We start from the raw sequence: 24,550 nt of genomic DNA on the forward strand, positions 1-24,550 counted from the left end.
TCTGTTAACAATAACACAACAATTAAACATAACCACTAATTATTTATCATTTATAATCAATATTAATCATAGATTTAACTATATTAAAGCGATCGGGTTTTAGGGCTAGGTTTTAGGGGTAGGTTTCTAGTTCCAGACGCCATGAGCATATGCGCTACTATGTGATTGAGGCCGCCTAAATGGATTTAGGTGTTAGAACGACGCAGGAGCCAAAGTCGAGAGTAAGCGCTGACAATGAACCATAAAACCTGAGCGAGAAGACTATAATTAGCGGTTAAACAGGCTTTTAGTTATTTAAACACGCCCTAATAAATAAATTTAAATTCAAACGGTATCAATTTCACCTACAGCTGTCTGTTCTTTGTATATCAAAATGCGTTACCGCATTATTTAATTCAGATAACGGAACAAACCTCATGCTGCTTTTATCCAAATTAAAACGAACAGCCAATGTACTGGCAATCGCTACATTAACAACCCTGATTAGTTGCGCAGATCAAACATCAAATCAAGCACCTTTAGAGCTGACAACTCGCTCAGCATCTGCAATGTTGCAGCCGTTTAAACAGCCCTCCGCCCATAACAAACCACTCACTTGGTATCATGTAATGAATGACAACATGTCGAAAGAAATTGAAGCAAACTATTTAGAGGCCATGGCTGATGCCGGTATTGGTGGCACCATTTTATTTAAAATTGGCCTTAATATACCTAAAGGTAAGGTAACGTTAAAAACCATTAAAGCGATTAATTTAACAAAAATTGATTGGTAACACGCTAGTTTAAAAAACATAAGCGCATTAATGAATGTATAGGGTGACAAACTAACATTGTAACCCTATAGCCAAGTTAACATGGGTATCCATATGGCTGTGCGCTAAAATAATCAATAACAAGAGAGATTAAGCACATGAACAACAGCACAGTGCAAACAAATTTACTCCGGCAATTTATTTATAACCGGTTAGTTCAATTAACATTAATGTTAACGGTTACGTTATTAACCGCGTGCTCTGAACCAAAACCACAAAATAAGCTGAGCCCACCCACTACAGCAAGCATAAATGCAACAAAACAACCGAATATTCTATGGCTTGTACTTGAAGATATGAGCCCTATTTTAGAAGTTTATGGTGACCATACGGTAAAAACACCCAACATCACACAGTTAGCAAACGAAGGCGTTAAATATACGAATGTTTATTCACCTTCGGGTGTATGCGCGCCAAGTCGAGCGGCTCTCGCGCTAGGCATGTACCCGACTGCCATTGGTGCAAATAATATGCGAGTTAGTTCTTATACTCAGGTAACAGGTTTACCTAAATACGCCGCATTACCACCACCTGAAGCTAAAATGTTAAGTCATTACATGAGATTGGCCGGTTATTACACGACTAATAATTATAAAACCGACTATCAATTTAAAGCCCCCCCAACGGCTTGGCATGAAAGTGGTATTACCGCACATTGGCGTAATAGACCTCATAATGACCAACCCTTTTTCTCTATTATGAATTTTACGACCACTCATGAATCAGGTTTATTCGAACCTTATGGGATCCGTCGTATTGAAGAGCGCCATTACCACGGGGCGAATGCTGAAAAAGCGGTCGAATTACATAAAGCGAGACCTAAAAAAACGACCGAAGAAAATAGCCCAGTGCATTTACCAAAAGATACCGAATTTACAACTATTCCACCCTACTTACCCAATACACCGGTTGTGCAACGCGATTTTTGGAAAATGTATAATAATTTGGCCGAAGCTGATCGCCAAATTGGTGCGGTATTGGGCGATTTAAAAGCCGATGGCTTATTAGATAATACGATTATTGTATTTTATAGTGATCACGGTGGTCCGCTTCCTCGCCAAAAGCGTTTAACCTATGATTCAGGGTTAAAAGTTCCTTTAATTATTCGCTATCCAGATGGTCGAATGGCCGGTACAACCGATGATCAGCTGATTAGTTTTATTGATTTTGCCCCAACAACATTAAGTATGGTTGGCGCCAAAATTCCTAAACATATGCACGGGCAAAGTTTTATTAATAATGCCGACAACAAACGTCAGTATATACATGCAGCGGCAGATCGTTTTGATGACGATAGTGATGTGATCAGAGCCGTAAAAGACAAGCGTTATAAGTATATTCGCAATTATAAACCTGAAAAAGGTTATTACCTGTCTTTGCAATATCGTGAAAAGATCCCAACCATGCAAGAACTTTTAAGATTACGAGACGCGGGTAAATTAACAAAAGCACAAGCTCTTTGGTTTAGACCAAACAAAAATAGAGACGAATTATTTGATACATGGGAAGATCCGCATGAGTTGAATGACTTATCGGCTAACCCAAAATATAAAGCCCAAATGCAAACATTAAGCAATGAAATGGATCGGTGGTTAGCACAAATTGGTGATAATCCAGGTTACCCAGAAAAACAAATGATTAACGACATGTGGCAAGGCAGCAACATAATGCCTGTAACCGCCGACCCCGTTATAAACCTTAAGCAGGGACTTGTCGTTATTAGCAGTCAAACACAAGGCGCATCGATAGGGTATAAAATAATAACAAAATCAGGCAAAACAACTCATGCTTGGCAAATATATGAACACCCTTTTAAGCTACCCGATGGCGCAACATTACAAACCATTGCACACCGTATCGGCTATGCCGAAAGTGCAGTCATTAGCCAATAACATATTAATGAGCAAAGGGGGCTTAACGTTGCAACGACGTGTACAACCTTTTGTATTTAACATCTCAATTAAATAAAGGGTTTAAACCTCTCAAGTTTAAACCCTTTATTTTATAACCTAAGCTGTTATTTATCGTTCAAGCTATCAACGTGGGTAACGTTTTACTGTCTCACTCGTCCATTATTTAAAATTAAAAACAGATATATTATCCATTAACTGATCACCATTTTTAGATAACACTTCGATTGACGATAATGTTTCTTTGCTTTGATTATGCATTGCATCAGAGTCGTCTTTAACACTATGGATCCGTTCATTAATTTCAGCAGCCACATTGGTTTGCTCTTCGGCGGCAACCGCAATTTGATTCGACATATCAGATATTTGATCAAGTTCAGTTTTAATAACACTAAAGGCACCCGTGCTCTTTTCAACAATATCAACAGCCGCTTGACCATTACTTTGCAATGTTTCCATTTTAGATGTGGCCTGCATTGCGCCATTAATTAAGCTTTCAATTTGAACTTGGATTTGCTCGGTTGAGTCTTGCGTGCGTTTAGATAAATTGCGAACTTCATCTGCTACCACAGCAAAACCACGGCCCATTTCACCCGCTCTTGCGGCTTCAATAGCGGCATTAAGTGCCAATAAATTAGTTTGCTCTGATATGCCTTTAATCACTTGTAAAACATGACTAATGTTATTAGCTTCGGTATTTAAATTAGTCACCAATTTACTCGTGTCGCCTAATTCTAAAATCAAGTTATCGATCGTTTGCTTAGTTTGATCGGCATCAACTTCACTATTCACTGAAATATCATAAACCCGCTGCACACTCTCTGATGTACCTGTGGCCATTTTAGACACTTCATAAATAGTGGTTGTCATTTCATTAACCGCCACCGAGATGTTGTCGGTGGCATCTTTTTGGTTATCAATTAAACGCATCGATTCATTCATCGATTTTGAAACGTCTTTAGCAATAGAATCTAACGACACAATTTTTTCGCGCACGCTTGATAAAGTGTGCTCAAACGTTGTAATCAAAGAATTAAATGCTTGCCCAACTAAACTTAATTCGTTTTTTCCTTCAATGTGGCTGCGAAGCGTCATGTCTTTAGTTGAAGCTAAATTATCTAAGTCTCGTATTAAAGCTTTTAAGGGGGTATTAATACTAATAATAATCTTGATCGAAATGAGAGCGAGTACAATGACTAAAATAATAATCAAAATTAAGGTTTGATAAACCTGACTTTCCGCTTCATCTATAACTTGGTTTTTAGCTTCATCAATTTTGTTTAGGGTGTGATCTAATACGTTTTCATAACTTGAGTTAATTTCGCCGCCGATATCAAGCCACTCGTCAACATTAAGATCAATTTGTTTGTTAACATAATTATCTGATTTACGGCCTATCAATGTATATTGCTTATTGGCAAATATATAAGCATCGGTATCGGTTAAGTTTTTACGAAAGTAAGAGACGCTTTCAACATCTGAAAAACGAACAAAATTGTCAACAAAATTGGCTTCTAGTGCCGTTCTTTTAACAATATCACCAAAAAATTTTACGGTTAAATCACCTGTAATACCACGATAGATATCACCTACTAATTGAATTGAACTATCTTGCGCATAAATTAAATTTTTAAGTGCGTTGGTCAGTAATGAAAGCCGCTCGTTTTTAGCGGCTAATAAAACGACCTGATTAGTCGATATTTTTAAACTTTTTACTATTTTTTGGTAAGAAAGAATCGTCCAAGTATATTTGCCAGTTCGATTCATTTCAGGGGTATTCAATAATTTTTTTAAACGTTTGTCAGCTAGATCCCTTGCAATTGTTAACCCTTGCAATGATTGTTTAACTTGATTTATGTCTTTAACAAATTGGCTAAATTGTGCGTATTTCGATTTGTCATTAATAAAGTTATGGTATTTTTTAATGGCTCTATCAACAGGCTCTCGGGTGTTTAACATATCCTGTTCATATTCCATTCCCGTTTCATCACTTGAGCTGCCAGGCCCAAGATACATTTTGGTATACATTAATTCTTGTTGTATGGCTGAAAGTAAGGGCGAAGCGGTATATACGTATTTTTGCAGCATTTCTAATTGTTGAGTATTGGTCAATTCACTTTGGGCATTGCCTAATTTCTCTAATGCTAAAACAAGGGTCGCAATTAATGGGATAGCTACTAAAAGCAATATTCGCGTTTTTATTTTTATCTGACTAATTATTTTCATCTTTAATTTACAACCCCTAGAACCAATCCGTTAGAATCGACAATGACACAACACAAATGACTACACAAAGCACTATATAAACATATATGACCTAATATAAAAAGTAAAACACCACATGTGATTTAGTAAGATTGTTATACCGATAAGAACACACACACCCTTATAAAAACAGGCAGTCAGTTGAATAACCCCGAGTAAATTGGGTATAACGTAATTCACAACAAGTAGATTGATACGGATAATAAGTCAATTATAAGAATTAGTAATAAATTCACGTTGCCAAAGCAACTAGATAACCTTACATTTAACCTATTATGACTGATTGTAATTATTAGTTGATTATTAGCTATTTTATCTAAGTGAAATTTAACAATACATATGCCTACTTTATTGATTCGAAGCCGCAAAAGTCTTTACCTTTTCATTGTTTTTATATTGGTGGGTTGTCAGCAAATAAGCACAATACAGCCATCCTATTTTTTTCAACCCAATGATTTACGAATCGAATTATTAAAAGGCACTCAGGTTTTCAATATCAATGATAAAGCACCTGAATTTAGTTGGGCGGTCAACGCTGAACAGAATTATGCAGCGCAAACGGCTTATCAAATACAGTTATGGGATTTAACCACCCAGCAAGCATATCAATCACAACCCTGGTGGGATTCTGGCCAACAACAATCTGGTCAATCTGCTGCGGTTTCATACCAAGGCAAACCATTAACGCCCAATACAACTTACCAATGGCGAGTCAAGGTTTGGTTACAATCATCACAATTGCAAACGATTGAAAGTGCTTGGTCTGCACCACAACTATTTAAAACAGCTAAAAAAATGAATGCGTTTGCAAGCCAACATCCTTTAACCACCAGCAATGTGCCGGCTAAATACATCAAAAAACTAAAATCAGGCAATTACTTAATTGATTTTGGTAAAGTGGGATTTGGTTATTTAGCGCTTACTTTAACCAGTACAGCAGCAGGAAACATAAACGTTATTTTATCTGAACGCGGCGATGATCAGGGCGCACTGCAAGTCACAAACAACAAATCAAGTGTGCGATATTACCAAGTGCCATTAGCGGTTAATGCCAAACAAGATGTGTATGCCGTGCATCCTCCGCGAGATAAGCGTAATACCAAAGCCAATAAAGCGATTGCGATCCCCGCGCAATTTGGCCGTATTAGCCCTTTTAGATATGTTGAAATCGATCCCGGTGAACTCAGCATTTCAAATATTCAGGCTACGCAAGTGATGTTGCATTATCCTTTTAATGAACATGCGTCTTACTTTAATTCAAGTGATCAAACTTTAAACGCGATTTGGGATTTATCGAAATACAGCATGAAAGCAACAAGCTTTGCCGGTATATATGTCGATGGTGATCGTGAACGCATACCTTATGAAGCTGATGCGTATATAAATCAATTATCGCACTATCTAGTTGACGACGAATATTCGCTAGCTCGTTATTCACATGAGTATCTCATGGATCATCAAACATGGCCTACAGAATGGAAACAACATTCCATTATGATGGCTTGGACAGATTGGCAGTATACGGGGGACCTTGAATCACTGAAACAATTTTATAAACAATTGAAAACCGATAAAGCTTTTTTAAATTTAGCCAACGATGACGGTTTATTAGAGAGTTTCCCTATTCAAAAACGGGCAAAAAATCGTGATATTGTGGATTGGCCACCGAACGAACGGGATGGTTTTGAATTTAAAAAAATCAATACCGTTGTTAATGCTTTTCACTATTTAAATTTAAACCAAATGGTACAAATAGCTAAAGCACTGGGTTATCAACACGATGCGGCTATTTATCAAAAACGGGCAAAAAGACTCTACCAAGCTTTTAATCAACAGTTATTTGATCAGCAAACCGGGTTATACCGCGATGGTGTCGGATCTAATCACAGTTCAGCTCATGCCAACATATTGCCTTTAGCGGTTGGTTTAGTGCCTGATAAAAGAAAAGCTAATGTGATTACTTTTATTAAAGCAAAAAAAATGGCCGTGAGCGTTTATTTTGCGCAATATTTACTCGAAGCTTTGTATTTGACTAATGAATCAGCACACGCTTTATCATTGTTAACATCCAAAGGCATTCGCAGTTGGTTTAACATGATAAGAGTGGGGTCAACGATCACGCTTGAAGCTTGGGACGATAAATTTAAACCCAACCAAGATTGGAATCATGCTTGGGGTGCAGTACCGGGGAATATTGTTGGTCGATTTATTTTAGGTGTTCGTCCTTTAGCGCCCGGTTTTTCAACCTTCAGTATTGCACCTCAACTTGCAGATCTAACCTTAGCAGAAGGTAAAGTACCCAGTATAAAAGGCCCCATTAATATTAAAGCGGAGCAAGTATTAGGACAGTCTGTCACATTACACTTTACCGTACCCAATAATTCAAATGCCATTGTCAGTTTGCCTTTTGCTGAAGGAAAACACATTAAATCGGTTGTCATCAACAACAGCCCCGTTGATTTTGATGCACTAACCGGACGTTTAATTAATGATGATTTTCCACCAGGCGAATACAAACTTAAACTTGTTTATAACGCGAGTAGCACCCAGTAAAACCTAAACTTTGTTATGATTTTAATTACCACTGACAATTAGGGGATATAAATCTATACCTTTTTGTTATAGTGCTCTCAATATTTCATAATAAGGATTTAATGTGTTTCAAACTATTCAATTCGCATCTCAGGGTGCAAAACTCGCAGGCAACTTATACTTACCCGAACAAATCGATAAAACAGAAAAATCATTACCCGTTGTTGTTTTATGCCATGGTTTTTGCGGCGTAAAAGAATTATTGCTACCCGCGTACGCACAAGCATTTGCTAACGCAGGTTATGCCGCGCTCACATTTGATTACCGTGGTTTTGGTGAAAGTGAAGGCGAAACAGGCCGTTTGGTGCCCGCCTTACAAATAGAAGATATTAAAGCAGCGGTTAGTTGGTTAAGCGAACACAAAGCCATTGATAGCGATAGAATTGCGTTATGGGGGAGTTCGTTTGGTGGCGCGAATGCTATTATTACCGCCGCTGCTTTACCTAAAATCAAAACAGTAATATGCCAACTCGCCTTTGCTAATGGTGAAAGAGTGATAACAGACTCGATGTCAGCAGAAGACAAAGCTAAATTTATTGGCACATTAGAAAAAATGCGTGATAAAAAAGCCAAAACCGGTAAAGAAATGATGGTGCCAATTTCTAAAGTGCTAAGTGATGAGCAATCACAACAATTTTACCGCGATTATAAAGACGAATTTCCGGCCTTAGGCATCAAAATCCCCTTTTTAACTATTTGGGAAACAATACAACATAAGCCCGAAACCGTCGTGGCGAATGTAAAAGTGCCATTATTGATTGTTGCCGCTGAAAACGACAGTGTTAACCCATTAGCCGAGTCACAGGCATTATACGATTTAGCCAACGAACCCAAAGCCCTTTATATTGAAAAATCAGCAAGCCATTACCAGCTCTACGCAGGTGAATGTTTCGATCGAGTAATCAACGAACAATTAAACTGGTTAAAAAAATATTTGTAATATTTTAGTTCAGCGAAACGCTTAACAACACCACAAAACTAATACTAGAGCGAGTATTAGAGTAGAGAAAAAAGGCTGCTGAGTATAACACCACTCTGCAGCCCTTAATATTACTGAACATATTATAAACGAGACTGTATTAGATCAAACTTAAATACCATCGCTATCCGCAACAGCCGGGTGGGTTCCCGCTAAGAATTCTTCCAGAGTTGTTAAACCATCTCCGTCCATATCCGCTGTCGCGTCGTTTCCATCATAGTCATTATAACCATGCAACGATTCCCATGCATTCGGTATACCGTCATTATCAAAATCATGTTTATAGACTGGGTTATTCGGTGCAATATCATAACCATCATCTACGCCGTCATGGTCACTATCTGATAATTCGGGATCGGTACCCGCTAAAAATTCAGCGACATTGCTTAAACCATCGCCGTCTTCATCAAGCGCGCCGTCGAGATGATTATCATCGGCTAAAAATGCGTATCGGTATTCCCATTCCATCGGAATACCATCTCGGTCACTATCAAAACTGTACTGCGAACTCAATGGAGCAAAGTCATCATTATCATTTGCGCCATCGTTATCCGTGTCAGCTTCTACTGGGTTGGTGCCTATTGCAAACTCTGCAACGTTATTCAGCCCGTCGCTATCCGTATCGGTAAAAGAATCATTCGCGCTTATATCTGAAAAGCCATACTGCTCTTCCCATGCATACGGTAATCCATCATTATCAACATCGTATTGATAAGCTGAATTGAGAGGCGCAAAATCACTGCCATCAACAACACCGTCGCCATCCGTATCCGCTTTTGTGGGGTCTGTGCCCGCTAAAAACTCAGCGATATTATTGAAACCGTCCGCATCACTATCGCCTGTCGCATCTTGACTGTCTGTGTCACTTAAACCAAACAACGCTTCCCAAACGGCCGGGATCCCATCTTTGTCAGTATCAAGGCTATAAACCGGGTCAGTCGGGGCAAAATCATCATGATCATTAACGCCATCGCCATCGCTATCCGCAACGGCGGGGTGGGTTCCCGCTAAGAATTCTTCTAGAGTTGTTAAACCATCTCCGTCCATATCCGCTGTCGCGTCGTTTCCATCATAGTCATTGGAACCATGCAACACTTCCCATGCATTCGGTATACCGTCATTATCAAAATCATGTTTATAGACTGGGTTATTCGGTGCAATATCATAACCATCATCTACGCCGTCATGGTCACTATCTGATAATTCGGGATCGGTACCCGCTAAAAATTCAGCGACATTGCTTAAACCATCGCCGTCTTCATCAAGCGCGCCGTCAAGGTGATTATCATCGGCTAAAAATGCGTATCGGTATTCCCATTCCATCGGGATACCATCTCGGTCACTATCAAAACTGTACTGCGCACTCAGTGGAGCAAAGTCATCATTATCATTTGCGCCATCGTTATCCGTATCGGGGTTTAAAGGGTCAGTTCCATTAATCAACTCCACAGCATCAGAAACACCGTCGTTATCTGAATCGATAAGAACAGGAATACATCCATCTACATCAACTACTTCGCCAGCGGGCGTATTTGCACATAGATCTTCAGCATCATTAACGCCATCGTTATCAGTATCGGGGTCGAATGGGTCGGTTCCATTAATCAACTCTAATGCATCTGATATACCGTCGTTGTCTGTATCAAGCTGAGAAGGAGAACAACCCTCAATGTTTGCGACTTCATTAGTAGGCGTATTAGAACATAAATCTTGAGTATCATTAATTCCATCATGATCTTGGTCAAGGTCTGCTGGGCGCTGCATTAATATACTAATATTATCTAAAGCCACATCACCCCGATAATTACCATCTGCAATTGCACGAAACCTTAACTGAGAAACGGTATAACTGCTTAAGTCAACTTCAGTATCGATGTAACTTTCGGAATGTCCATTTTGCTGTTGCCCAGATAAATACCATACATCATTGATCCATTCACCAAAGCTCAATACATCAACAGCAAGCGAACCAATATCACTTCCATACATATGATATTGAAATTTCAATTTTATATTTTCATTGGAAAGTAGAGGGCTAACTAAAAAAGCAGTATCACCTTTTGAATAAGCATGCCCAGAAGATGTTTCTAAGTAAATATAGTTGTTGCTAGTATTACCACCTCCTGACGGACCGGTATAATTTGAAGGTGTACTGTTATGGTGCAAAGTCCAATTATTATTATCACCAAGTGATGTGTTAGCCCAATGACCTAAGTCAGTTTCAAAATCATCTCTGAACAGTGGAACCGGAACAGATTTATTATTAACATAAACGACAATGTTGGCTGTCGAACTTAGCTCACCATCTGAAACATTAACTACAAATTGGTTGTTCCCAAGATCCTGCTGGGTCGGGATCCCACTTATAGAGCCATCACTTTGAATAAGTAACCATTCAGGCCCCGAAACTTTAGTGAAAGAATATGTATCGCCATTTTTATCACTAGCATCATTAATTAGACTATCACTGTATAAAAAATCTTGAAAAGCGGCTGGTTTTGTTATCAAGTTCTCATTAAACACAGGTGCTACAGGTTCAATGGGATTATTAAGAATAGTAATATTATCGATAGCTATATCGCCACGATATCCACCTTTAGCAGTCGCTCTAAATCGTAACTGAGAAACAGTAAACTGGTTTAAGTTCACCTTTACTTCTTCATAATCGGAGTTATGACTTAATTGCTGTTGATCTGCAAGTGACCAAATATTATTTATCCAGGATCCACCTTCTAGAACATCGATCGCTAAAGTACCAATTTCTCTACCATACATATGGTAATTAAAAATTAACTCAGTAGCTCCATCTTCAATTAGAGGGCTTTGTAATATAGCAGTATCACCTTTTGTATAAGCATGACCCGATGAAGTTTCTAAATATACATAATAATTACTAGACTCAGCACCACTTGCTGGGCCTGTATTACTTGATGGTGTCCCGTTATTATCTCTTAGCCAATTTTTATTATCGCCTGAAGAGACATTAGTCCAATTACCTAAATCAGACTCAAAATCATCTATACTGATTTGAGTTGAATGTACTGAAAAGCTCCCCGTAGTTATAAAGGCGGTTAAAATTAAAGAAGCAGTTGAGCGTAACAACTGGTATTTTTTTTTATACCTGTAATCTGGGGTCGTGTGTTTTTTCATAATTAAAATACCCTTTAAAATTTGAAATTGTTATGGACTGTAACAAGGCAGACAAAACAATAAGTTATTTGCGGCGTTAGGATAAATGAAACAAACGAATGTCCCAAGTGGTTTTTGATTATTCCCCTTAAATACATAAAAAACCACTTATATCTTACATAAATAACCTTATTATATTTGTTATAAAACTAACTTTTAATCAATATCTATATTCAATTACATTTTTTAACAATGAATAATCTTAGGAATGAAATGAGTAAAGTAGGGTACAAATAGACAGCACGTGATCTTATAATTTAATTGAAGAATTAATAATACATATTATTAACAAGTGACTAGTGTATATACTGTATGCAAAAAAATAGCGCTAACTGAGTAGCGCTATTTTTAATACTTAAACCGCTTGTCTATTAATAAGGTCGTGCCCTATTAATTTAGCCTTGATTAAGGTTTAGCTAGTGGGCTAACCATAGTTGCTTTTGTTGCAGAGTTATTAACATCTAATTCAAGTGCAGCACCTTCGGCTAAATCATCAAAGTTTTGAGTGTAAATAGCATTAGTTCCAGCAACGTCAGAATAAATGACGTAATCATCAACATAAACACCACCTCCTGAACCGCCTTTTGTTGAAACTTGCATTAGCTTAGAACCGATGCCAACGATAAAGCTCGCAATACTGAAAGATGGGAAGACTTCACCAGAAATCTCGCCGCCCGCAGAAGTCACAGGGGTACCATTAATCGATAATGAAATCACAGGAAAACCACCTACTTTAGCATCAGTAGCTGCATTCCAAGTAAAGGCTAAATCATGCCAATCACCAGGCGTGTGAGCTTGATCCAAAGTGAATGTTGCTTTAGTACCGCTACCATTCATCAGTTTAATTTGACCGTTTGAACGCAGTGTAATAGCCGCCATGGTGCGCTTATCATCTGTATTTACGCTTCGACCATAAAATATTATTTTTGCGTCTTTAGTACCAGATGCTTCATAATTAAATTTTAAAGTCATTTTACCTGATTCGTGAGCATCCGCTGGCAAGTCAATTCTAAATATACCATCGGCCGCTCCACCATCAACTTTTGCCGTTAAATTACCACCCACTAAACCATTCACCGTAATAGGAATATCAACAGCCGTGCCATCAACTGACATTACTTTGATTGACTCCATTAATGGGGTTGGCGCTTCACCGTCGCCTTTAAGTGCTACCACTTCAGCGTTAGTTGCATCGAGTTTATAAGTCCAAGCACCGGCTTCATCAATCGAGAAAGTACCATAGCTTGTTGCAACCGCATCTTGTGTTTGAAACTTAGCTTGGTCAAAGTTAACATCCGTTATTGTCAATTCGCCATCGGCATCAACACTATTAACATTAACCATTGCCGTTGCTTCACCAGCTTCATCAATAGGTAAACCTTCAATAACGGCAGGCACAAGTTGAGAGCCTTTAACCGTTATAGTTACTGTACCTTCAGTGCCGTCAGCTGATTTAATAATAAAGGTATCTTCTAATGAAGGCGGCGTATCGGTTTCTTCAGTGTAATTTAAAGCCATTACATCTGTATTTGTTTCGTCTAAATCATACGTCCATTCGCCTTTACCACTATCAAAGCTCACCGAACCATACATTGCAGTTGGCGTTTGGTCAGCCGCAAATAAAGCCTCAGCTGGGTTTGCATCCGTTACTTTGATTGCAGAAGTCGCTGTGCCATCATCATAAAAAACAGAATAGGTTAATGCACCGCTAAATTTAGCAGGAACATCAATACCTGCAATTTTAAGCGCGACAGACGTTGTTGTGCCGTCAAATGCCTTAACCGTAAACGGGTTTTCAATTAACGAAGGCATATCAGAGCTAACCAAAGCAACAACATTTTCATTCGCGTTATCAATTACATATTCCCATTCGCCAGCGGCATTAACCGAAAAAGTACCAAATTGCCCTATCGTGGTAGCCGGATATACTAATGACTCACCAGGGTTTACATCATTGACTTTTACCGTGCCCATTGAAGACGCGGCTTTAGTTGCCGTGCCTGAAAAATCACCACTAAATTCGGCTGGTGATTCAGCCACTATTGTTTGTTCATCATCGCTACCACAGGCGGTTAAGGCAGCAATAATTGATAAAGTTAGGAATTGTTTTTTCATCATTTTTTCCTGTTATATATTCTTTTTGCTCAATTCATGAGAAAGCTTAGAGCGTTTGTCTAAGCGCTAACAAAATCTGACTACAGTTCAATAACGGCTATTACGTTATCTGTTGTTTTTGATTTATAGAACGGGCTACCTCGGTCTGTGACTTTGTCACCCGAAGCTGTATCCTGAAAATCGTCTTCAAAAATTGGCGTTGATAACGCGTCAGCATTTGGGTCGTCATAAATTTTAATATCATCAATAAATACAGCCCCTACTCCACCATTATTAGCATTTTTAGGCATCGTAAATTGAATTTCTGATACATTGTCAGTTAAGCTGTAACTCGCTAATGTTTGAGCAAGGAAAGGTTGAGTTGGGTCAGCCGGAATAGCATCATGTGACGAGCTTACTGTCTCGCCATTGATTTTCATGGTTAATAATGCAGGCAAGCCTGAATTTTTCTGCCAAGTGATTTCAATATCGAACCATTTACCTGCTTCATGCGGCTGATCAAAAATAACATAATCATCAAGAATGTTATTGCTTACCGGATCTCTTTCGTAGTTTTTACCTAAGTATGAACCACCCACTTCAATTTTAGGCGAATACATTTCAATGATGCCATCGAATGAAGCACGAACATGCGCGACACGTCTTTTTTCTGAGTTGTAACGAGAACCAATAACACCAAAACCGGCTTTCGAAGGCGCATCAGGCGTTACTTTAGCTCTGAATGTTAATTTACCTTGTTCACGCATACCCGTTGTGATGCCACCATTATCTTTAGTAATAATAGATAACAATGGTGTTTCATCTTTCAAGCTAGGTAATTTGGCAGCAAAGTTTAAAGGGGCCCCCGTTACTCTTAATGAAAATTCTTTAGTTGTTCCATCTTTAGACATAATGGTGAACGTTTCTTCAACAAAATCTTCTGGTTCAACAAGTACTTGTAACTCTGGCAATGTATTGTCTAGTTTATAGTTCCAAACACCATCGGCTGAGATAGTGAATGAGCCATATTTAGATTTCGGCGTGTCATCTTCGGTAACAACCATAAACGAAGATTGGTCAAAGTTTTGATCATATACACGTGCTAAACCAATCGCATCGGTTTGGTTCATCGCAACATTAGCAACAAACGACCCTTGAAATTCAGCTTCAAGATCAGGTGCTAAACCTTTAATAATAAAGTTAATTTCGCTTGTTGTACCATCTAAAGACGTTAACGTAATTGAATCAGTCAAAGTACCATTTGGGTTGTCCATAATAGCGGCAACTTCAGCGTTCGTTTCATCTAAGTCATATGTCCACGCGCCATCACCCGCTTCGGTCATGGTAAAGGTGCCATACATAGCTTCGGGTATAAGTGTGTAATCTGGATCAGCTTCGCCGTAGTTAACATCGGTTACACCAATAACACCAGAGGCACTACCATGACCCGTTGTTAGTTCAACATCTAACCCTTTGCCTGTGGTGCCAAAAAAGCCGACTTCAGTTTTAAACTCATTATTAAAATTTGCTGCTACTTTTTTAGCAGCGCTGTTATCTATTTCACATGCAGATAAGGCAGCAATCATAGATAAAGCAAGGATTTGTTTTTTCATTTGCTTGTTCCCGTAAATTCTATTCTAGTATTGATTGCGTAATGCGACGGGTTATACGATAAAGCCGCATTTACGCAATTAAAAAACGTATAAAGTTAATTGTCGCGCGAATTAAAAGTTGTAACTTAAGCTAACAACATAAGTTCGACCGGCAAAACGGATACGGTTGATCGCGTCTTCATTACCACCAATATATTCATATTCTTGACGGTTATTGAGGTTAATCGCCTTGAAGTTAACTTTAATACCCTTACCAAATCGATAAGAAGTCGACATATCTAAACGGCCACCTGCAGTTTGCGTACGCGCATCACTTCCAAGGAAAGAGGTTGTTCCGCCTGCACTTAATAACTTTTCGTCTTGCCAGTTGTAGGCTAATCGAATACTGGCACCGTCATTTTCGTAATAACCAATTAAGTTATATGAATAAGGCGCAATTCGAGTCATTGGTTGTCCGCCACCCTCATCTAAATCAACTTTAGTGAAGTTAAATACCCCACCAAAACCGTTCCAAGGGTAAGGTAAGAAGTCTAATTTTTGTTGTACAGCCAACTCATAACCAGTAACCTTAATTGGAATATTACTGTTGAATGTTTCTTTAATCGTAACAGTACGATTACTAACGATGTCTTCACCATTACCTGGATCAAAATCACCGACTTCTTGACATTTTCCGTTAGAAGAACCATCTTGAATAAGCTCTAACTCTCCAACATTGTATTTTTCATGATCACCAACCGGACAAATCGTTTGTGTAAGAATTTGACCTTGGATCTCTTTAGTAAATATACCCACTGATAAGGCTGAACCTTCGCGGTTATACCAAGCTAAAGAAAGGTCAAAATTTTCAGATGTGTAAGGTAATACTTCTGCTTTCGAGTTTTCTAATCTTACTCGCGTTCGCGTATTCGTATTGACTGGGCTTGGCGTTTGCGCTAACAAGTTAGGACGAACAAGCCCTTTTGAATAAGCGGTACGAAATACAACGTCGTCGGTTAAATCAACTGCGATGTTAAACGAAGGTAATGTATGGTCATAATCAGTTTCGGTTAATACAGCGATGGGTTTTTCTTCATCATCAAAACCTTGTCCAATTACATCATTGGTTGTTTCGATATAACGCACACCAAAGTTACCGGTGTAGCTCATTCCCGCAATTTCACCTTCATACATATTCATTAAATAAACCGCGTTAATAACTTGGTCAGCTGAGAAGTTGAAACGATAATTTTCGTTCAGACCGGCTTCGCCATCAGTCTCAGGGTCACCCGTTTTTAACTTAACCGCAAAACCGGTTGGGTCAGCTATCGCTACATCTTCGATGATGTTGCCATCTTCATCATAGGCAACCATATCTTGCTGCACTAAAGTGGCTAAGTTTCTCGAATCCAGTACTTTCCAACCGTCACTCGACCCATAATGACCAGGGTAGTCACCATTAAAATAAACAGTCTGCCCATCTGATGATAATTGGTCTTTATATAATACATCGCCATTAATTTGCGATAAGTTCATCGCACCGCCGCCGACACGGACATCATAAGTATCGAGAATTTCACGAGAATGGCGACCACCAAACTTAATGCTCGAAATTCTAAATAAATCATTACCGATATCAGTATAACGTTCGAAGTTAAGTTCGCCCGATTCATACTCACGCTCTGGACGTTGCACACGACCATTTACATAATAATCGAGTGACTTACCACCAAATTTAGCTAAAGCATCTTCACGCTCTTTAAGTTGAGCTGCACGCGCCTCTGCTTCTTCTGGAGTTAAAGCCGCTTCTTGCTCAGCCGTTAACTCAGCCGGAGCCGCAGGAAAATACCCAGCAGGAAAATGACTTTCTACTAATGGGTTAATCTTAGGGTCTAACGTGCTACCAAAGCTGGTTAATGGCACACTTTTCCAACCATTAGCACCTCGTTTCCAGGCATTTTCGCCTAAATCATAAAGCGGCTCACCTGTTTCAGGGTCAACCTGCGCTAATACACCATTCACATCTGAGTAGTTCCAATTATCAAACCCAGTTAATGTTGCAAATGCATTACTTAAATCACCATTACCTGTATTAATTTCGGCATTCAGTCCCGTTGCAGCGTAATACAATCTGTCACTCGAATCTAAATCGGTATATTGTTTATTGGTTTTATTTTGGTGACGTAAATCTAAACCAGACATATGAAATTCATTAAGTGATTCAGATTTACTCACCGTACCATCAATAACCCAATCATCTGTTATGTAATCAGCGTATAAAAATATGCCTTTTGCTTCTTCTTTTTGCGAAGATAGACGGTTAGATGGTGTCCACGATACATTCGTCATTTGTGCATGTGTTACCGCATAAACCGGAATTGTCGCTAGGTCAGGGTGATGAATGGCTGGATTATAGGCCGGATTAGCATTATCGCTTAAGCGTATAGGTGCACCAATCGGCGTCACTTTTTGCGTATCGAGTCGTCCTTTGTCATCATCGCGGCCAATAGAATATTGAACATCTTCCATATTACTATCGCCTAAATCACGACGCGTAAATAAGAAATTAGCCCCTATTTTTAATGACTCTGTCGCTTGAAATTCAATGTTACCCGTTGCCGACAATCGATCACCACGTGAATTTTCAGTAACTTGCCCTGCTTTACCAATTACTTTTACAATGGCAAGCGGATCATTAATACCGTGCTGAGCTTTATAGGCATTTAGGTCTTCGGCGCTAATAAAGCCCGTATCATGTATCGCGTTATTCTCAACGGTATTTAATGAAGTATATTGTGTGAAGTTTGCCGTATCACGACGGAAATTTTGCTCAGAGGCTGCCACTTTAAAGGCAACCGCTAATTTATCTTTAATTAAATGTTTAGTCGCCGATATTTTAATCTCGTTATCCCATGATTCAGATAACTCTTCGTAACGACTACCAAAATTAAGTGAATATTTGCCGTCTTTTTTACCTAAAGCGCGTTGTAATTTTTTATCAACTGAACCCGCGATGCCACCTTCTTGCATATCAGCGGTTGTTGCTTTAACCACGTTTACACCATCAAATACACTGGCTTCAAATGAACCAAATGGGTTTGACCCACCTACGTTACCGGCACTTCGACTTGGCGTGGCAAATGACTGACCTTCAGCCGTTGTTTTAACAAAGCCGCCAGATAAACCACGCAAGTTAATTTCTGAATTACGTGAACCATCATCTGTATTTAACTGAATACCGGGGATAGCTTGTAATGCTTCACCTAAATCAAGAGCCGGTAATGAATCCATGTCTTTGGCTGAAATCGCATCAATAATAGAAGGCGCATCGCGTTTTGATAAAAGCGCCGACTCTAGTGAACCACGAACACCAGTGATTTCGATTGTTTCCATTTCCTCTGAAGCACTATTTTGCTCTATCGCAGCACGTACTTCTTGAGCGATAACAGAAGGTGCGCTGATACTCATTAATAAGCCAGCAGCAGACCCTACAAGGACGCTTCTATTTAAACTCTTATTTTTATTATGTCTTTTAGACATCAGATATCTCCCGTTTAGATATATGTCAGTATTTCAATTCAAGAACGTTTTTAACATTCTGTTAATATATCACCCCAATTCATCATTGCAAGCACATACAAGCACTAACGATAAAAAACAAACAAAAAACCAAAAACAAACAATCAAATCAAATCACCAATAAAGAGAAAGCCAACCATAAAATATAAATAAAATACTTAAATAACAATTAGTTGTCATTTAAAATAAAAATAATTATCTAAAGTTTGTTTTTTGAAATAATATAGCCACAAACAAAATAGGTCATACGGAGTCATTGAGGGGCGTGATAAAATAATACAATTCATGACAAAATGAACAATATTGTTAAATTAAAAATAGCAACAAAAACAAAAAAAGCACGTTAATCTATTGCCTAGTTCTGATCTAATATTTAAGTTTTAGGCCTTGATTTTAACGCGTTTTATTTATAGGTAATGTGAGGCTTCAGCATTCCTGCTGAGTTTTAGTTTACAAGTGGGGTTGTTACCCCCATCACCGTTGCTTTAGTGATCATGATTAATATTGAAAAATTTTGAGTACAAGACACAATTGACTAAATCATAATTTTGCAAGTTATTGCTAAATGCGTTATCGAGTTTTTAGCCTGCAAAGCTGAGCAGCGGGTAACGACGATGGGGATCGTCTATTGCAGATGAATGTGATTGTTTTATTTGAACGAACGTATTTTGACTATACCCAAGTGACTAAACCCAAGTGAAATGGGTATACAAAATGTAAGGGGTCTCTATTTTACTCCTCTGTTAAACTTGTTATACCCAGTGCTTTCAGCACTGGGTATAAATTAATCTTCAACCTTTAAGCTTAAAAAGCTCTCACTTTTATATACTGACAGCCATTATTCGGCGCTAAAGCGAGAACCGTACCGGTATAATCAGATGACTGTTTATAATTACTCGTCACCGTAATTTCGCCGTTACCGTCAACTGAACTCACTACACCTCTAAAGTCACATGACGAATTTTCTTCGCTGTCCCAAAATTGTACGGTTTTGCCCGATAAATTTTGGTTAAAGCGAATGCAGCTATTATTCCCCGACAGTGCAACTTCTGTTCTGGTGTCCCAGGCAACATCGGTAATTGAAGTACAACTGCTTAATAATGTGTCATTAACAACAACAATAATAGATGCTTCGCCTTCAAGTCCGTTGTCATTGGTCGCAACTGCTCTTAACGTATGTTGACCAACCGATAAACCCAATAATTCATCCGGTATACCTGCATGACCCCATTCATAAGGCGCTACATTTTCTTGACGCAGCAGTTCACCATCAACATAAAGTTTTACATTGTTAATCGCTACATCAGCGATTGGACTCACCGCCGCAATATCAAACGACAATGCTTCATAACCTTCATCTAATTGCACATGAGTTTGTGGGAATGTCACAATAGGCGTAGGATCCACATATTCAGTAACCACAACTGTAATTGATGCTTCGCCTTCAAGGCCGTTTTCGTCTGTCGCGATAGCGGTTAAGGTGTGCTCACCAATAGATAAACCTAGCAATTCATTTGGTTTACCTGCATGGCCCCATTCATAAGGTGCGATGTTTTCTTGACGCAGTAATTGGCCATCGACATACAGTTTAACGTTGTTGATTGCCACACCCGGTGTTGGGCTCGTCGCCGCAATATCAAATGACAACGTTTCGTAATTTTCATCGAGTTCAACACTCGATTGCGGAAAAGTAACAATCGGGTTTGCGTTAATATCTAAATCAATAATTTGTAAATGTAATGGACGAGTCGTGCCCGTCGATCGCTCCATTAGATAATAATAAAGTTTGCCGTCTGCAATATGTACTCGACCATGATTAAATTGTGTTCCCGAAGTCGCTTCATATACAGGCGTAAAATTATTAGTACCACCCACCGCTTTTTCAACATAAGGGTAACCATTTGAATTGAGGCCGATAATGTAAATATTATTGCCCGATGTATAAATGTTGGTCGCCCCGGTAAAATCTGTGGAATGTGTAAAGTTAGTCGCGCCAGCTGGTTTATAAGAGTGGATATCCACTTCTTGATAATCAGCTCTGTTTCTGTCTGACGAGCGCACTTTACTGATCATGTGTACATCACCGTTATCGGTTACTGTCCAATCAAAATAACCAACAATATAAACCGAGTTAGCTTCAGCATGATCGATATAATCGCCTGGCTCAAACACTTTTATTTCGTCTGAGTTAACTAATGGAAACGTCATGCTCTGACCTTTATGATTTTTCCAGTTTCCGTTGCCTTCAGGATGATCAGAATAGGCATAATAAACCCCATTCTGGTATTTATAGCGATCAGAATTATCACTGCTGCGCTGTTGGAAGCCAACGCGTAATTTGCCGTTGACATATTTCATGTGGCCGTACAAACCCCAGTTGTAATCGTTACCGTAGTTTTTAGCCGTAACCACATTAAAGTCAGTGAATTTAGACCACTTTTTAGTCGCCGCATCATAACGGTTAAATACATAACCCCCATTATTATTACCGCCTGCGCGCATATATAATAGTAAGGTGCCGTCAGTATTGGTAAAAAATGTTGGGTAGGTTAATTTCGAAAAATTAGCTTTGTCAGCCAAATTACCCGTCATGGTTAAGTGCTTATAATCATCAGCACCTTGGTTAATGCTGCTGGTATCTTTAACAAATTTATTTAAGGTGAATTCATTATCGGGTACATCGGCAGCACCTGGCACACTGTATGAATAACGGAAGTAATCATCTTTAAACTTACCACCGTGATTATTATCATCATACGCGTGCATATCATACAACATGTGTATTGAGCCATTTATGGGGCTAATGGCAACCGCAATGGTGTTATGTGATTCACCTATTAATTCATTGCCTCTAAAACCCGTATGCTGATGTGGAAACTCAATTGTCGCGATAGAGCCCGTTACCGTATTAACTCGTGACAACATCACATGACGATCAAATTTACCGCCTCGGTACCATGTGGTAAATACATAATCGCCGTAGGTTTTTACACTGTCGCCATGAGCTGAAATATTAGGACCAAAAAAATAGTCATATTTTGCAGTTGTTTCGTCGACTTGACCGACCGTGCCATAATCTAGATTAGCACCATCAAAATGCAAACCATGATTCGTTATTTTGATTTCATTCTCTAAAGTAACGGCCGCGTTTACATAGCTGGTCGATAACCCTAAACAAGAAACAAAAAGTAATAGGCTTTTAGCCTTTTTAATTTTATTTATCATTATTATCAATGCCTTAATTCAATTTGAAATTGTTTTTTTTGTTATTTATTGATTTTATCGTTCTTAATAATTTTATAACTGGTTATTTTTTGATCGTAAAATCGCAAAAGACAATAATACACAAAACCAACCCAATCAAGTCAATTTAGATCATTTTGTTTTATTTGTGTTAACTTTTTGTTTGTGGTTTTTGTTATGACGTTTAACTGAACTTAAGATTAACCCGAGATGAAATATGAAATATTCGCATTGAAAATTGAATCGTATAGTCTTCTCGCTCAGGTTTTATGGTTCATTGTCAGCGCTTACTCGCCCCAATCACATAGTAGAGCATATGCTCATGGGGTCTCGAAGCTTGACGGCTTCCCCTAAAACCCGATCGCTTTGACTATATTTAGTGGATAAAAAGAATGTGAGGCGGCATAAAGCAACGCAGTTGAAGATAAATTTTAACCTTGCTTAACGTTTGTTCTCGGTGTCAAAATCTTAAATCAAAGCCTTGGGTCAAAACGTTATTACAGTCGGATTTTATTGGTTTAACTCATTAATCAAAAATAAACCTAAAATAATTCATAACCCCACCCCGCCTACATAATTAACATTAATTACATTTAAAACAGTAACTTAACATTAACAAACTAACGTCAACAACTTAAAGACAGGTTGTTGTGTAATGTTGAAATATATTTCTATTTAAGCCTTATTTTTAACGTTAGCTTATACGGATAACCAATGTATAGTCTTCTCGCTCAGGTTTTATGGTTCATTGTCAGCGCTTACTCGCCCCAATCACATAGNTAGAGCATATGCTCATGGGGTCTCGAAGCTTGACGGCTTCCCCTAAAACCCGATCGCTTTGACTATAAGCTAGCGACGATCAAACACTGAAAATTAAAGGTTGAAAATTGAAGGTTGAGTTTAGGCTCGTGTTTAAATTTAAAAATAATAATACATACGCAAGGTTGAACTCAATAAACGATTAACGTAAATGATCAGCAAACAATCCACAGCCGCTTTCTAATCTAAAATAAACTTTTGAATTACTTTTTATCAAAGAGTGACTTTAATTATTCACAATTAGCTTAATATAACTTAACATACGACCATATATGACCAATAAGTATCAATATTGAACTTAAGTGCTAATTTTATTTTGCATTTATCTCAGTAAACAAATAAAAAGATAGGTATATATGTTTAATAAAATTAAAAATAATAAAGAGTTTAACTTTTATATGCCGCGTATAGCGATATATAGAGCGGTGTTGATTACGTGGCTAATGAGCATGATGAGCTTTCATGTAAATAGCCATGAAAATCATCTTGAATTTGATGTTTCTACTCAATGGCTCGATTTGGCTAATGGCGCACACAAAATTGGCAAATCACACGGTGAGATTGATATCGACCAACAGGGTCAGTTTTACATTAGCACCATGAGTGATGGCAACACAAAAGGCGGGATTCGTGTTTATTCACCCGCTGGCGATTACCTGCATAATGTAGCGAATGCCCCCGATGATTTTCATGGTTTTGTGATACGCCAAGATCAAAACGGCCAAGAATACATTTATGGAACATCATTAAAATACAAGCAAATAATAAAAATGACGTTGCAAGGCGAAATCATATTTAACATTGCCGCCGATAAAACCATCCCAAAGCAATTCCAAAAAATCGTCAAACATAAAAATGCCGCAAGTAAACCCACTTTAAAACTCACCGCAATCGATGTCGATCAGCAAGGTAATTTATATGTCGTTGATGGTTATAGTCTTGATTATATTCATAAATATAATGAAAAAGGCCAGTATTTAACAACATTTGGAGGCCAAGGTTCGCCTTATTATTTTAATAATTGCCACAAAATACATATCGACCCTCGTTATACACCTAATCGTTTAATTTGTACCGACCGTAAAAATGGCCGCTTAGTACACATGATGTTAGATGGCGGACTAATCGGCACTTATGCGACTGATTTACGCCGCCCTAGCTCTGTAGCTTTTTATAACGATATTGCGGCGGTTGCCGAAATAAGCGGTCGAGTGAGCTTAATCGATAAAGGTGGAAAAACCATTAAAACCCTCGGTACTAACGACATCGCTAGCGAGATAAATACCAATGTAACCGAGCCCGATAAATGGCGCGTTGGGGTGTTTACTGCCCCACATGGCATTACATTTGATCATCAAGGCAACTTATATATTACCGAGTGGAACAAGTGGGGCCGACTTGTGCGGTTTGATTTACAAACACTGCCTAAACAATAGCGTTAACGTGTTCGTTTATCCGACCATGCATCGCACGTCA

Annotated in this window: 11 protein-coding genes; 5 read left to right on the forward strand and 6 right to left on the reverse strand. The window is 38.5% G+C overall.

Annotated features, from left to right (window positions below; translation table 11 throughout):
• Positions 1 to 416 precede the first annotated feature (416 nt).
• Positions 417 to 773, forward strand: coding sequence for a hypothetical protein (locus DPX34_RS16525; RefSeq protein WP_111979557.1), 357 nt, complete (start codon positions 417 to 419; stop codon positions 771 to 773).
• Positions 774 to 910: 137 nt separating this feature from the next.
• Entirely contained in the window at positions 911 to 2,704 is a 1,794-nt protein-coding gene (locus DPX34_RS16530) for a sulfatase family protein (protein WP_232824776.1), read from the forward strand.
• A 180-nt stretch (positions 2,705 to 2,884) separates the two neighbouring features.
• Here DPX34_RS16530 and DPX34_RS16535 read toward each other — a convergent pair whose 3' ends face one another.
• On the reverse strand, positions 2,885 to 4,948 hold the full coding sequence (locus DPX34_RS16535; RefSeq protein ID WP_111979558.1) for a methyl-accepting chemotaxis protein: 2,064 nt from the start codon (positions 4,946 to 4,948) through the stop codon (positions 2,885 to 2,887).
• 378 nt (positions 4,949 to 5,326) lie between these two features.
• On the opposite strand from DPX34_RS16535, the gene DPX34_RS16540 reads away from it, so the two are divergent.
• Together DPX34_RS16540 and uilS are read left to right on the forward strand one after the other, a co-directional pair.
• Positions 5,327 to 7,540, forward strand: a complete 2,214-nt coding sequence (locus DPX34_RS16540) for an alpha-L-rhamnosidase-related protein (RefSeq protein ID WP_111979559.1) — start codon at positions 5,327 to 5,329, stop codon at positions 7,538 to 7,540.
• Between the two features lie 103 nt (positions 7,541 to 7,643).
• Complete coding sequence (gene uilS / locus DPX34_RS16545) at positions 7,644 to 8,519, forward strand: UilS family quorum-quenching N-acyl-homoserine lactonase (protein ID WP_111979560.1); 876 nt, start codon at positions 7,644 to 7,646, stop codon at positions 8,517 to 8,519.
• Between the two features lie 150 nt (positions 8,520 to 8,669).
• On the opposite strand, the gene DPX34_RS16550 is transcribed toward uilS, so the two are convergent.
• From DPX34_RS16550 to DPX34_RS16570, 5 genes are all read right to left on the reverse strand, one after another.
• Positions 8,670 to 11,708: a putative Ig domain-containing protein gene (locus DPX34_RS16550; RefSeq protein ID WP_111979561.1), complete on the reverse strand. Its 3,039-nt coding sequence runs from the start codon at positions 11,706 to 11,708 to the stop codon at positions 8,670 to 8,672.
• 444 nt (positions 11,709 to 12,152) lie between these two features.
• On the reverse strand, positions 12,153 to 13,862 hold the full coding sequence (locus DPX34_RS16555) for a VCBS domain-containing protein (protein ID WP_198673733.1): 1,710 nt from the start codon (positions 13,860 to 13,862) through the stop codon (positions 12,153 to 12,155).
• A gap of 80 nt (positions 13,863 to 13,942) precedes the next feature.
• Complete coding sequence (locus DPX34_RS16560; RefSeq protein WP_111979563.1) at positions 13,943 to 15,454, reverse strand: VCBS domain-containing protein; 1,512 nt, start codon at positions 15,452 to 15,454, stop codon at positions 13,943 to 13,945.
• 111 nt (positions 15,455 to 15,565) lie between these two features.
• Positions 15,566 to 18,901: a TonB-dependent receptor domain-containing protein gene (locus tag DPX34_RS16565; protein WP_232824777.1), complete on the reverse strand. Its 3,336-nt coding sequence runs from the start codon at positions 18,899 to 18,901 to the stop codon at positions 15,566 to 15,568.
• A gap of 915 nt (positions 18,902 to 19,816) precedes the next feature.
• On the reverse strand, positions 19,817 to 22,237 hold the full coding sequence (locus DPX34_RS16570) for a BNR-4 repeat-containing protein (RefSeq protein WP_111979565.1): 2,421 nt from the start codon (positions 22,235 to 22,237) through the stop codon (positions 19,817 to 19,819).
• Positions 22,238 to 23,430: 1,193 nt separating this feature from the next.
• Between DPX34_RS16570 and DPX34_RS16575 the strand changes: the two genes are divergently transcribed.
• The gene (locus tag DPX34_RS16575; RefSeq protein WP_111979566.1) at positions 23,431 to 24,510 is read left to right on the forward strand and encodes an NHL repeat-containing protein; all 1,080 of its coding nucleotides are present in this window, start codon (positions 23,431 to 23,433) and stop codon (positions 24,508 to 24,510) included.
• Positions 24,511 to 24,550: the final 40 nt, after the last annotated feature.

This window comes from Algibacillus agarilyticus (assembly GCF_003286125.1).
GTDB classification, from domain to species: Bacteria; Pseudomonadota; Gammaproteobacteria; order Enterobacterales; family Alteromonadaceae; genus Algibacillus; species Algibacillus agarilyticus.

Excerpts from the sequence above, each read along its gene's own strand:
- DPX34_RS16525 (WP_111979557.1), top strand. The coding sequence starts at position 417 with ATGCTGCTTTTATCCAAATTAAAACGAACAGCCAATGTACTGGCAATC.
- DPX34_RS16530 (WP_232824776.1), top strand. The coding sequence starts at position 911 with ATGAACAACAGCACAGTGCAAACAAATTTACTCCGGCAATTTATTTAT.
- DPX34_RS16535 (WP_111979558.1), bottom strand. The coding sequence starts at position 4,948 with ATGAAAATAATTAGTCAGATAAAAATAAAAACGCGAATATTGCTTTTA.
- DPX34_RS16540 (WP_111979559.1), top strand. The coding sequence starts at position 5,327 with ATGCCTACTTTATTGATTCGAAGCCGCAAAAGTCTTTACCTTTTCATT.
- DPX34_RS16550 (WP_111979561.1), bottom strand. The coding sequence starts at position 11,708 with ATGAAAAAACACACGACCCCAGATTACAGGTATAAAAAAAAATACCAG.
- DPX34_RS16555 (WP_198673733.1), bottom strand. The coding sequence starts at position 13,862 with ATGAAAAAACAATTCCTAACTTTATCAATTATTGCTGCCTTAACCGCC.
- DPX34_RS16560 (WP_111979563.1), bottom strand. The coding sequence starts at position 15,454 with ATGAAAAAACAAATCCTTGCTTTATCTATGATTGCTGCCTTATCTGCA.
- DPX34_RS16565 (WP_232824777.1), bottom strand. The coding sequence starts at position 18,901 with ATGAGTATCAGCGCACCTTCTGTTATCGCTCAAGAAGTACGTGCTGCG.
- DPX34_RS16570 (WP_111979565.1), bottom strand. The coding sequence starts at position 22,237 with ATGATAAATAAAATTAAAAAGGCTAAAAGCCTATTACTTTTTGTTTCT.
- DPX34_RS16575 (WP_111979566.1), top strand. The coding sequence starts at position 23,431 with ATGTTTAATAAAATTAAAAATAATAAAGAGTTTAACTTTTATATGCCG.